The sequence below is a fragment of the Streptomyces sp. TS71-3 genome (assembly GCF_018327685.1).
Lineage (GTDB): Bacteria > Actinomycetota > Actinomycetes > Streptomycetales > Streptomycetaceae > Streptomyces.
Window position 1 is genome coordinate 2,164,928 of the sequence record NZ_BNEL01000001.1, and the last position, 12,266, is coordinate 2,177,193.

9 protein-coding genes are annotated in these 12,266 nt (G+C 71.7%); 1 reads left to right on the forward strand and 8 read right to left on the reverse strand.

Going from position 1 to position 12,266, the window contains the following annotated elements; all coding sequences use genetic code 11:
- Positions 1–246: 246 nt before the first annotated feature.
- The 8 genes from Sm713_RS08860 to Sm713_RS08895 form a co-directional block, all read right to left on the reverse strand.
- On the reverse strand, positions 247–828 hold the full coding sequence (locus Sm713_RS08860) for an ATP/GTP-binding protein (protein WP_212909099.1): 582 nt from the start codon (positions 826–828) through the stop codon (positions 247–249).
- Positions 809–1,402 (reverse strand): DUF742 domain-containing protein, encoded by a 594-nt coding sequence (locus Sm713_RS08865; RefSeq protein ID WP_212909100.1) that lies wholly within the window; start codon positions 1,400–1,402, stop codon positions 809–811. Before Sm713_RS08865 ends, Sm713_RS08860 begins: the two co-directional genes overlap by 20 nt.
- A 92-nt stretch (positions 1,403–1,494) precedes the next feature.
- A complete protein-coding gene (locus tag Sm713_RS08870) occupies positions 1,495–1,908 on the reverse strand; it encodes a roadblock/LC7 domain-containing protein (protein WP_212909101.1) in 414 nt (137 codons plus the stop codon).
- Between the two features lie 10 nt (positions 1,909–1,918).
- Positions 1,919–5,311, reverse strand: a complete 3,393-nt coding sequence (locus tag Sm713_RS08875; RefSeq protein WP_249416179.1) for a nitrate- and nitrite sensing domain-containing protein — start codon at positions 5,309–5,311, stop codon at positions 1,919–1,921.
- A 438-nt stretch (positions 5,312–5,749) separates the two neighbouring features.
- A complete protein-coding gene (locus Sm713_RS08880; RefSeq protein WP_212909103.1) occupies positions 5,750–6,325 on the reverse strand; it encodes an ATP/GTP-binding protein in 576 nt (191 codons plus the stop codon).
- Positions 6,306–6,713 carry a DUF742 domain-containing protein gene (locus Sm713_RS08885; RefSeq protein ID WP_212909104.1) on the reverse strand — a complete coding sequence of 136 codons (408 nt, stop codon included), beginning with the start codon at positions 6,711–6,713 and terminating at the stop codon, positions 6,306–6,308. The genes Sm713_RS08880 and Sm713_RS08885 overlap by 20 nt, the downstream gene beginning before the upstream one ends.
- A gap of 132 nt (positions 6,714–6,845) precedes the next feature.
- Positions 6,846–7,259 carry a roadblock/LC7 domain-containing protein gene (locus tag Sm713_RS08890; RefSeq protein WP_212911881.1) on the reverse strand — a complete coding sequence of 138 codons (414 nt, stop codon included), beginning with the start codon at positions 7,257–7,259 and terminating at the stop codon, positions 6,846–6,848.
- A gap of 9 nt (positions 7,260–7,268) precedes the next feature.
- Positions 7,269–11,444, reverse strand: a complete 4,176-nt coding sequence (locus tag Sm713_RS08895; RefSeq protein WP_212909105.1) for a nitrate- and nitrite sensing domain-containing protein — start codon at positions 11,442–11,444, stop codon at positions 7,269–7,271.
- Positions 11,445–11,990: 546 nt separating this feature from the next.
- Here Sm713_RS08895 and Sm713_RS08900 point away from each other — a divergent pair.
- A complete protein-coding gene (locus tag Sm713_RS08900) occupies positions 11,991–12,230 on the forward strand; it encodes a hypothetical protein (RefSeq protein WP_212909106.1) in 240 nt (79 codons plus the stop codon).
- Positions 12,231–12,266: the final 36 nt, after the last annotated feature.

Here is a 12,266-nt window from a genome sequence, read left to right on the forward strand (position 1 = left end):
CGGGGGCTGCCCGGGGCCGTACGTGCCACCTGAGCACGGCAGACGGCCCTGGCGGCCCCCGCAGTCGTTGCCGGCCCGCAGTCCTGGCGGCCCCGGTCTCCGTACACGCGAACGGCCCTGGCGGCCCCGCGCGGCCCCAGCAGCCCTCTCCGGCCTCCCGGGGCCCCTGGACACGCGAACGGCCCTGGTCCACCGGACCAGGGCCGTTCGCGTGTCCAGCGGCGCTCACCGCAGCCGGGCCACCGTTTACCGCAGTCGGGCCATGAGGGCGTGTTCGACGAGGGTGATGAGTGCGCTTTTGGCGTCGGCGCGGTGGCGGGCGTCGGTGGTGATGATGGGGGTGTCGGGGCCGATCTGGAGGGCTTCGCGTACTTCGTCGGGCTGGTAGGGCTGTTGTCCGTCGAAGCCGTTGAGGGCGATGACGAAGGGGAGTCCTGAGTTCTCGAAGTAGTCGACGGCGGGGAAGCAGTCGGCGAGGCGGCGGGTGTCGACGAGGACGACGGCGCCGATGGCGCCGCGGACGAGGTCGTCCCACATGAACCAGAAGCGGTCCTGTCCGGGGGTGCCGAACAGGTAGAGGATGAGGTCCTGGTCGAGGGTGATGCGGCCGAAGTCCATGGCCACCGTGGTGGTGGTCTTGTCTCCGGTGTGGGTGAGGTCGTCGATGCCGGCGGAGGCCGATGTCATGACGGCCTCGGTGCGCAGCGGGTTGATCTCCGAGACCGCGCCGACGAACGTGGTCTTGCCCACGCCGAAACCACCGGCCACCACGATCTTCGCGGAGGTGGTCGACCGTGCGGTTCCGCCGCTAGAGCTTCCGAAGTCCACTGAGCACCCTTTCCAGCAGTGTCACATCAGGCTGACCGTCTGCGTTCTCATCGCCGCCCGGCTGGTGGATGGCCACGAGCCCCGCCTCCGCCAGGTCGGCGACGAGGATACGGGCCACGCCAAGGGGAATCGTGAGAAGCGCCGAGATCTCAGCCACCGACTTGATCTCAAGGCACAGATCGCAGATCCGCTGGTGCTCGGGCAACTGCCCCTGTACCTGGAGCGGTGTGGCGGTGGTGGACACCAACGCCTCGATGGCGAGCTGATACCGCGGCCTGGTCCGGCCGCCCGTCATCGTATACGGCCTGACGAGAGGATGATCACTCGAGGCCCCCGCGGGCGCCGGCTCCTCCTCGTGGGGCCGCGGCATCAGGGGGTCTACGGTCGTGATGCGCGGTCGCGGCTGCTCGTAGGGCGCGGGCGCCGGCGCCGGAGGAGGCGGGTCGGTCCGGCGGGGCTGGGGCGCGTACGCACCACCGGGTGCGGCGGGCAGGCCGTAAGGGTCCAGCATGCCGTCGTCGTGGCTCTCCGCGGGTCCATAGGACCAGCCGGAACCGTCCGGGGGTGTTGCCACGATGTCCTCCTCCGCCTTTCGGCCCATCTCACACCGGGGAACCGTGTCCGAAACCTTACGGCCACGAGTCATCACGTCGCATCGCCCGGTGGCTAGTTGAGAAGGCTCCCTTGTAGCTCTGCGCGCAGGTCTGGAGTGAGAACCGTACCCGCCCGGTCAACGAGAAGTGCCATCTCGTACCCGATGAGACCGATGTCCGCTTCAGGGTGTGCAAGTACCGCGAGCGAAGACCCGTCGGAGATGGACATTATGAAGAGGAATCCACGCTCCATCTCCACAACTGTCTGGTTAACCGGGCCGCCCTCGAAGATGCGGGACGCCCCCGACGTCAGGGACGTCAGACCGGAGGCGACGGCCGCCAACTGGTCTGCCCGGTCTCGCGGGAAGCCTTCGGACATCGCCAGAAGGAGGCCGTCGGCGGAGACCACCACGGTGTGGGACACCCCGGGGGTGGTCTCCACGAAATGGGTGATCAACCAGTTCAGGTTCTGTGCCGCCTGGCTCATCGGGCTCACACTAACGCTCCTGGTTGTAGGTGCTTTCATGGCCGCGGTGACCACTGTGCTGGTCCTCCGCGGCCGGACCGTTGCTCGTATTACTGCCTTCGTTGCGTCCCCGCTGCACGCCCCGGGCGAGCCTGCTCAGCCTGCCCCGGACGTCTTCGGGAGCGCGGGAGACCTGGGAGCCGCCCTGCGGGGTCTGCTCGGCGGAACCCTCGACCAGATTGGCCCTGGGCACCCTGCGCGGCAGTCCGGACGGCGTCACCCCGCTCACGCGGGGCGCACGGACGGACTCGGCGCGCTGCCAGCGCTGGTCGTTGGCAGAACGCCATCCGTTCTCCTCGGGCTGCTGCTCGGACCCGTCGCCATCGGGCGCCCACTGGTCCGTGTGCGGCCGCCCACCGGGGTCCTGGCGGTCGTCCTGCCGCTGCTGGGCGCCAAAGGCCCCGTCTTCCCCCGTGACCCCCGCCGCGCCGCCCGTGGCGACGCCACGGCGGGGCAGACCCGCGTCGGTCAGCTCGTGAGAGGTGCTCGAAGCCGGCCCCGACCGGTCGAAGCCTACGCGTTCACGGCCGCTCGCGTCAGCGCTGCCGTCAGATTCCGCTTTGGGCTGCAACGTGGTCGGTCTTGCCGCTTGGAAGCTGCCCTGATGTGCCCACTCACCCTGGTGGGGACCTACGTCATAACCCCCGGAGAGGTCTGCCTGAGGAGCCTGGCGGTTGCCCTGCGGCGCCTCCGCATAGCGGGCCTCCCGAGAGCCGTCCGACGGCGGCCGCGACTCGTCGCCGAGCGGGCCCCGGGCGTCGCCGTACACCCCGGCGCCCGGCCGGTCGCCGGCGCTCTCGTACGCGCCCGCGCCCGTGCCCTCGTACGTGCCCGCGCCCCCGTACGCGCTCTGGAAGCCGCCGCCGTACCCGCCCGCCTGCTGACTGCCGTACGGTGCCGCGCCCGCGTCGGCGGCGCCGTACGCGTCGTTCCGGGCGTAAGCCCCCTGGCCGTAGCCGCCGGAACCGGTCTCCTGGCCGTAGCCGCCGGAACCGGTCTCCTGGCCGTAGCCGCCGGCGCCGGTCTCCTGGCCGGCCGCGGTGCCCGGGGGCGCCTTGGTGCCCGCCGGCTGCGCGCCCAGTGACGCCTGCCGCTCGCCGCGCAGCAGCGACCGGGCGACCGGGTCCAGGTCCCTGGCGGGAGAGTCGGCGTAGCGGCTGTCGTCGAAGCCGAGCTCGGCCGCGGTGCGCATCGGCTCCGCCGCGTACGCCTGCTGCTTGGGGATGATCGAGGAGACCGTGAACTCGGCGTCGTCCTGCTGGCGGTCGCCTCCGCCACCATGGGTGATCGCGTCGGGCAGCATCACCAGCGAGGTCGTCCCGGCGTGCTCCGCCGAGGGCCTCAGCTGGACGCGGATGCCGTGCCGTTCGGCCAGCCGGCCCACCACGAAGAGCCCCATGCGCTCGGAGACGGCGGCGTCCACGGCCGGCGGCTTGGCCAGCCGCTGGTTGATCTCCACGAAGTCCCCGGAGGCCAGCCCGACCCCCTGGTCATGGATCTCGATCATGACCCGGCTGTCGGGCAGGCGGGTCGCGGTGACCCGGACCCTGGCGTCCGGCGAGGAGAACGCGGTGGCGTTCTCCAGCAGCTCCGCCAGCAGGTGCACGAGGTCGGTCACGGCCATGCCGTGGATCTCCGCGTCGGAGACGCCCACCAGCTCGATGCGGTGGTACTGCTCCACCTCGGAGGAGGCCGCGCGGAGCACGTCCACGAGCGGCACCGGCTGGTCCCAGCGGCGGCCCGGCTCCTTGCCCGAGAGCACCAGGAGGTTCTCGCCGTTGCGACGCATCCGGGTCGCCAGGTGGTCCAGGCGGAAGAGGCTGGCCAGCTGGTCCGGGTCGGTCTCGTTGCTCTCCAGGTGGGAGATCAGGGCGAGCTGCCCCTCGATCAGCGACTCGTTGCGCCGGGAGAGGTTCGCGAAGATCGCATTCACGTTTCCGCGCAGCATGGCCTGCTCCGCGGCGAGCCGCACGGCCTCGCGGTGCACCTGGTCGAAGGCGCGCGCCACCTCGCCGATCTCGTCCGAGGAGGCGATCGGCAGCGGCTGCACCCGGGTGTCGACGCGGCCGGGCTCCGTGCGCGAGAGCTGGTCCACCAGCATCGGCAGGCGCTGCTCGGCGATCTGGAAGGCGGCGGACCGCAGGCGGCGCATGCTCCGGCTCATCTGCCGCGCCATCAGACCGGCGAGCACGATGGCGGCGAGCAGCGCGACCAGCACCACCGCACCGGTGACGAGGGTCGAGCGCATGGCGTCGTCCGCGATGCCGGCGGCCTCGGCCACGGCCTTGTCGGCGAGGCCGGACTCGATCTTCCGGTAGGCGTCGAACCGCGCGGTGTTCGTGCCCCACCAGTTGGACTCGGTGACGCCCTCCTTGGCGAGCGCCTGCCGGTCGCCCTGGGCGGTGCCGGGCAGGGAGGCGAGTGCGGCGACCATGCCCTCGGTCGACGGCGGCGGCACGTAGCGCCCGCCCTTCGCCTTGGCCGCCGCAGCCTTGGCCTGGGCCGCCCTGACACCGTCGGCCTTGAGCTTCTCGGTGGCCCGGGTCAGGGCCGCCACGTCCGCCTCGGTGCCGCCCGAGCGGTACTCCTCGGTGGCGATGCCCTCAAGGTAGGCGTAACTGCCGAGCGACACCCGCTGCTTGTTCAGGTCTTCCGGACGCGGGCCCGGGGCGACCAGCAGGTGCATGCCGATGGAGCGCTGCAACGACGCGGCGGCCTTGGCCAGCGAGATGGCGTAGACCGTACGGCCGTAGCTGGTGATGTTGCCGGTACCGAGGCCCAGCTCGTTGGCGAACTCCATCAGCGGGTGCTGGATGGCGACGTAGCCCTCTTCCGTCGCCACGCCCCGCAGCTGGTTCGTGTAGGCCACCGCGCGCAGCTTCGCGAGGTCGGGCTCCGTCTTGCGGAACGCCGTCAGCCGGCGCTCCAGGCCCGCCGTGTGCGGCATGTTCGCGGCGGCGGCGTCGAACGCCTGCGCGGCGCGGTCGGTGGCCGCACGGGCCTTCACGACCGCCGGGTCCTCGCGGTGGCCGCGCAGCAGCGGTGCCGCGGAGATGTCGCGCTCGTCGATGAGGCACTGGCCGTACGTCAGCGCGGCTCGTACCAGGCGCGCCGTCGACTCCGCGTCCTCCGCCTCCCGCCAGGTGTCGATCGACCCCTTCACCTGGAAGCCACCCATCACCAGGCCGACCACCACGGGGATCAGCAGGATCGCGTACAGCCTGGTCGGCACCCGCCAGTTGCGGGGGCGGAACCGGCTGCCGGCGGGCGGCGGTGCGATGGACCCGGGACCGTTCGCGGACGGATCCGCCACGCGGGGCGGCGGGGTGAAGTTGCCCCGCGACGACGGTGCAGGACCGTTCATGCTTCGCCTCACTCGACCAACAACCTCTCGGCATCGGCACCGACCGCGTGCCGCTGTTGCCGCCCGGCCCTTGCGCGACCGGGCAGTTCTCGGCATTCCAGCACGTCAGCCGGTGCTCCTCCAAACAGCGGGGGGCGAAAGCCCACCGCCTCGGGAGCCGCTAATAAAAAGGGCAAAAATAACAAGCCCCGCCAAATGGCGAGGCTCATGTCAGCGCAGTGGTACGGGACGACAGCGACGCGTGTCGGCGTCCGCGCAATTCTGTGTCGAACCGTTATGAACACCCGAAGCGGCCGTGTCAACCGACCCGGCCGCCCTGGACGGCGAACCCCGACTGCCCTCACAACAGCACGTTCCGAACGACTCCTCGGCCGCTCCGCGTGACCCGCGGGCCGTGCCCCGCGCCGTTCGGCACCAGGACGCACGGACCGTGCCCGGTCAGCGCAGTCGGGCCATGAGGGCGTGTTCGACGAGGGTGATGAGTGCGCTTTTGGCGTCGGCGCGGTGGCGGGCGTCGGTGGTGATGATGGGGGTGTCGGGGCCGATCTGGAGGGCTTCGCGTACTTCGTCGGGCTGGTAGGGCTGTTGTCCGTCGAAGCCGTTGAGGGCGATGACGAAGGGGAGTCCTGAGTTCTCGAAGTAGTCGACGGCGGGGAAGCAGTCGGCGAGGCGGCGGGTGTCGACGAGGACGACGGCGCCGATGGCGCCGCGGACGAGGTCGTCCCACATGAACCAGAAGCGGTCCTGTCCGGGGGTGCCGAACAGGTAGAGGATGAGGTCCTGGTCGAGGGTGATGCGGCCGAAGTCCATGGCCACCGTGGTGGTGGTCTTGTCTCCGGTGTGGGTGAGGTCGTCGATGCCGGCGGAGGCCGATGTCATGACGGCCTCGGTGCGCAGCGGGTTGATCTCCGAGACCGCGCCGACGAACGTGGTCTTGCCCACGCCGAAACCACCGGCCACCACGATCTTCGCGGAGGTCGTCGAGCGACCCCCGTCAGAGCTTGCGAAGTCCACTGAGCACCCTTTCCAGCAGTGTCACATCCGGCTGGCCGCCGGCATTCTCATCGCCGCCCGGCTGGTGGATGGCCACGAGCCCCGCCTCCGCCAGGTCGGCGACGAGGATCCGCGCCACCCCGAGCGGCATCGTCAAAAGCGCAGAGACCTCCGCCACGGACTTCACCTCACGGCACAGGTGGCAGATCCGCTGGTGCTCCGGAAGCAGCCCCATGAGCTGTGTCGGGTCGGCGGTCGTGCTCACCAGCGCCTCGATGGCGAGCTGGTACCGCGGCCGGGTCCGGCCACCTGTCATGGCATACGGACGCACCAGCGGCTGGTCGCCCTCGGGACCGTACGCCTGATGAGACGCTCCGTACGGGTCGTGAGAGGCGGTGGGCGGGGTCATGAATCCTCCGGGCGGGACAGCAAGGGGTTTGCGTGCCGTCTGACAGAGCCGGTGGGGGGACTGGTGGTTGGCGGCCGGACGGTGCGACGGTTCGTTCGGACGTTCGGACTTTCCGTGTGGTCGGTCAGGGGGCTAGTGGAGCAGGCTGCCTTGTAGCTCCGCGCGCAGGTCCGGTGTCAGCACCGCACCGGCGCGGTCCACGAGCAGCGCCATCTCGTAGCCCACGAGACCGATGTCGCACTCAGGATGGGCGAGGACGGCGAGTGAAGAACCGTCCGATATCTGCATGATGAAGAGGAAACCCCGCTCCATCTCCACGACCGTCTGGGTGACCATGCCGCCCTCGAAGATGCGCGAGGCACCCGAGGTCAGCGAGGTCAGGCCCGAGGCGACGGCCGCGAGCTGATCGGCGCGGTCGCGCGGGAAGCCTTCGGACATCGCCAGAAGGAGTCCGTCGGCGGAGACGACCACAGTGTGGGACACGCCTGGCGTGTTGTCCACGAAATTGGTGATCAACCAGTTCAGGTTCTGTGCCGCCTGGCTCATGGGGCTCAACTAACGCTCCTGCTGGTGAGTGGGGCTGGGGAAGCTGCCGGTGGTGGGACCGGTACCGGCCTGCCGCCCTTGCTGGATGCCCCGACGGAGATTGGTCAGCCTGCCGCGCACGTCGTCGGGCGCGCGTGACACCTGAGGTCCGGCCGCCTCTTGCGGTTGCTGCTGAGCCGTGCCCGCGACGAGGTTGGCCCGCGGTACCCGGCGTGGAAGACCCGAAGTGGTGACTCCGCCGGCCGACGGCTTGCGGACCCGCTCGGCCTGGCGGACCAGCTCGTCGTTGGGCGAGCTGCGCCAGGTGGAACCGTCGGGAAGAAGCCCGCCGTCCTCCGCCGAGCCCTCGGGCCTGTCGCCGCCGCCGAAGCCGGCGGCGTTGCCGCCGCCCTGGAAGGCGTCGAACCCGCCGAACCCCCCGGAGCCACCCGCACCACCCGGCGAGCCTCCGCCCGGACGGGACGGCGGAGCCGGGGACTGCGGCCTCTGCGCGGCCGCGGCCCGGCCGCCGCCGCGGAACCAGTTGGTCTCCAGCGTGTCGTACAGCGGGGTACGGCCGTCACCGGGGTTGCTCGCCGGCGGCAGCGACTGGGGATCGGCGGCAGCCTGGGGCTCCGCGGCCCGTACGCCCGGCCGCAGCGGCAGCCGGCCCCGGTCGAACTGCGGCGGGGTGAAGCCGCCCGTGTTGCCGGGACCCTGCGCCGACTGCGGGTCCTGCGGGTACGGCGGCTCCTGTGCGTACGGCGGTTCCTGCGCGTACGGCGGCTCCGGCTGGGCGCGCTGCGGCTCCCGCCGGTCGAAGGCGGGCCGTGCGAACCCTCCCGTGGAGGAGGGGTCCTGGCGTCCGGGGCCGCCGGCGGCCGGGAACTGCCCGGTCGAGGAGGTGTCCTGGGGCTCCCTGCGGCTGTCGTAGCCGGGCATCGGGAACTGTCCGGAGGAGGACGGGTCCTGCAGGCCCCCGGCGTTCGGGATCGGGTACCCGCCGGTGGAGGAGGGGTCCTGGCTGTCCCTGCGGCTGTCGTAGCCGGGGCCGGGGCTGGGGAACTGCCCGGTGGAGGACGCTTCCTGACGCTGATCGCCGTAGCCGCCCGAGGCCGGTCCGCCGAAGTCGCCCCCGGCGGGTCCGCCGAAGACGTCCGAGCGGGTGTACGGCCCGGGGGCCTGGTTTCCGCCGGGCCTGGGCGCGTTGTAGTCGGGGCGGGGGACCGCGGGAATCCCAGCGGTGGAACCGGGACCCTGCCGGTCGTCGAACGAGGGGACCGCCGGCATCTCGGCCGTGGAGCCCGGGCCCTGCCGGTCACCGGCGCCGAGCGCCGGGAACTGCCCGGTGGAGCCGGGGCCCTGGCGCTCGTCCATCCGGGCGAACGGCGAGGCGTGCTCGTCGTGGCCGCGCGGCTCGTCCGGCAGCGACTGCGGGCCGGTCTCGTTGCTCCAGCTCGGCACGCGCTGCCCGCCGGGCCCCTGGGGCGACGGGGGCTGCGGGTTGCCGCCGGGCAGTTCGGCGCGGGGCACGCCGCCACGCGCGGGAAGCTGCGGCCGGCCGCCCCGGTCGTCGTCACTGGTGCGCTGCGGCGGCACCGGCGCGCGGCCCTCGAAGCCGCCGTCGCGCCGTCCGGTCCCGCCGCCGAAGCCGGAGTCCTGCCCGAAGGCGCTCGCGCCGACCGGGCTGCCGTGCCGGGGCCCGCCCGGACCCTGCGGGGACACCGGGCCCTGGGGGGATACCGGTCCCTGCGGGGACACCGGACCCTGCGGAGCGACGGGGCCCTGCGGGGGCACCGGGGCCTGCGGGGCGCCGGGGTTCAGATCGAGGGCGGGGCCGGGACGCTGCGGACCCGAGTCGCGGGACGGCAGCGCCGCGCGCGGGCCCGAGCCCGCGCCGACCTGGTCCCGCGAGGGGGCCGCGCCGAGCCGGCTCCCGGAGGCGCCGGGGCCTCCCGCGGAACCGCCGGCACCGGCCGCCGCCGCACCGCGCCGTGCCGCGGCGGCACCCGCCGCGGCCTGGGCAGCGGCGGGACCGCCGGCGGACTGGCCCGGCTTGCCCGGTGCCCGCCGGCCGCCCTGGGCGACGTCGACGGGGAGCATGACCAGCGCGGTGGTGCCACCGGAGTCGGACGGCCTGAGCTGGATGCGGATGCCGTGCCGCTGGGAGAGCCGGCCGACCACGAACAGGCCCATCCGGCGGGAGACCGAGACGTCCACGGTGGGCGGCGCGGCGAGCCGCTCGTTGATCGCGGCCAGGTCCTCGGGGGAGAGGCCGATGCCGGTGTCGTGGATCTCCACCAGCACCCGGCCGTCCGGCAGCGCGTGACCGGTGACCTTGACCTTGGTCTGCGGCGAGGAGAACGAGGTCGCGTTCTCCAGCAGCTCGGCGAGCAGGTGCACGAGGTCGTTGACGACGCGGCCGGCGACCTCGGTCGCGGGCACGGCGGCCAGTTCGATCCGCTCGTACTGCTCCACCTCGGAGGCCGCGGCGCGCAGCACGTCGACCAGGGGCACGGGCCGGGTCCAGCGGCGGCCCGGCTCCTCGCCGGCGAGGACGAGGAGGTTCTCGCCGTTGCGGCGCATACGGGTCGCGAGGTGGTCGAGCTTGAACAGCGAGGAGAGCTGGTCCGGGTCGGCCTCGCGGGACTCCAGCTCGGAGATCAGGGACAGCTGGCGCTGGATGAGGCCCTGGCTGCGGCGCGAGAGGTTGGTGAACATCGCGTTGACGTTGCCCCGCAGCAGCGCCTGCTCGGCGGCGAGCCGGACCGCCTCGCGGTGCACGTCGTCGAAGGCCGCGGCCACCTTGCCGATCTCGTCCCGGGAGTGCACGCCGACCGACTCCACGGAGGTGTCGACGTCCTGCGGGTCGGACTCGGAGAGCTGCTTGACCAGCTCGGGCAGGCGGTCCTGGGCCACCTTGGTGGCCGTCTCCTGGAGCCGCCGCAGCGAGCGGATCATGGACCGCGCGACGATGAAGGCGCCGACCAGCGAGACACCGAGCACCAGGAGGATCAGCGCACCGCTGATGATGGCGTCACGCTCGGACTGGCTGCGCAGCTCGCGGGCCTTCTGCTCCATCTCGTTGAGCAGCGTCAGCTCGATCTTGGACATCGCCTGGATCTTGGTGGAGTCCGAGTCCACCCAGTCCTTGTACGAGCGCCTGTCCTGCAGCCGCATGCCGCCCTCCTGGTTGAGGACGTGCTGCGTGTAGGTGTCCGCTTCCTGGATGGTGGGGTTGCCGCCCTCGATGGGCTGCAGGAGCTCGTCGGCGTTGCCCGAGTAGATGCCGCTGAAGATGTTGAGCTCGGAGCTCTCCTTGTTGTACGCGGCCAGGGCGTACCGGCGGTCCGTCTCGCTGAGGTCGCCGCGGTCGTGGTTGTTCGGCGGCAGGGCCGCCGCGATCACGGCCCGCTGCACGGACGCGAACTCCTTGGCGGAGGAGAACGCCGCCAGCGCGCGGGTGCGCTGGATCATGTCCGGGTTGCTGGTGGCCTGCGCCATGTCCGCGGAGAGCGACAGCAGCTGCTGGATGAGCTGGCTGTAGAGGTCGACCGTCTGCGAGGACGAGTGCGGGTCCTTGAAGGCGTCCTTGCGGATGGTCTGGAGCGTGTTCAGCTGGGCGGTGATCTGGACGATGCTGGAGCGGATGCCCAGCAGGCCCGAGTCGTTGCCCGTGTCGTCGACCTTCTGGCTCTCGTTCTTGAACGCGTTGAGAGCGCGGTCGGTGTCGTCGCGGGGACCCTTGACGTCGAAGTCGGTGGACTTGCCGCCGTGCGCGAGCGGGCCGGCCGACTGGTCCCGCTCCTCTTCGAGCGCGGCGGCCAGCTCGGTCGCCTGCTTGGTCATGTCCGTCAGCAGCTTCATGTTGTCGAGCTGCTGGATGTCGCTCAGGTTCTGGCTGATCTGCTGGGCGCCGAGCCCGGTCGCCGCCACCACGGGCAGGGCGAGCAGGGAGATGAGGCGCGTGGAGATCTTCCAGTTGCGCAGCGCTATTCGGGGCCCGGTGCCGGCCTGCGGCCTCGGCTTGGGGACGGGCTTGGGCGCCTGGGCGGTCGGGGGCGGCGTCGGCCGCAGCGTGCGGTCATCGCCGGACGGCCCGGGCCCGGGAATCTGGGCGTGCGGGGCCGAGGATCCGCGGTCGGGCCCGCCGTGCGGCTCCGACTCGGCCGAAGCGCTGCCATCCCTCTTGTAACGTCCCTGCACTAGCGTCGCAACCTCTTGACCAGGCGCTCCTCCGTGTCAACGGAAGGGCGGTGTCGGCGTAGTAGGGGCGCTCCGCACCCCGTGGTCTTGAGTGGCCGGCGCCGGTCCCCTTTCCGCCGCCACTCGGCGCTGCTCTGCGCCCCTGTGCGCCGGACTCGATCCCCGCGGCGGTCCCGGGAATTCCAGCACAGTGCGGGATCTCCAACAAGGGCCGTGTGCCAGCCCGTGACCACCGTGACGCGTTGTGAGGGGTGAGTTACGTGTCGTGGAAAGCGTTCCGCCGTATAACGGACTTTTCGCTGGGCCTCGGCCGTCTGATCCGGGCGTCCCAGACGGGGCGATCGGGAGCGGAATGTGGCGTTCGGTGGTCGGATGTCCGTTCCTCGCTCTTCCGATGGCGGCCTTGAATGTCTGTTTTGTAACGTGATTCGTGAGCAAACTCACACGGAGATCATGGCCGCTTCCCAACCTGCGGACAGAAGACGATGTTTAGCCTGGCGACTGGTTGACAACCGGCCCTCTACTGCAAAGGTCCCGAACGGTCTCATGAAGACGACGCTGATGTTCCGCACGATAGCCAACCCGCGGCGCACCACCCTGGCGAACCTCGCCGCCGCCGAGGAGGCGGAGGCCGCGGTGCAGGAGTGGCCGGAGCAGCCGGAGCACGCCGCCGTCCTCCCCGCCCAGACCGCCAACCCCCGTCGCACGATGCTGTTCACCCTCCCCGGCGAGGACGCCCTGGAGCCGGCCGTGGCCGCACCGGAGGCCGACGCCACCCCGGTCTGAGCACTCCTGCCGGGCACCGAGACCCCCTCGGACCCG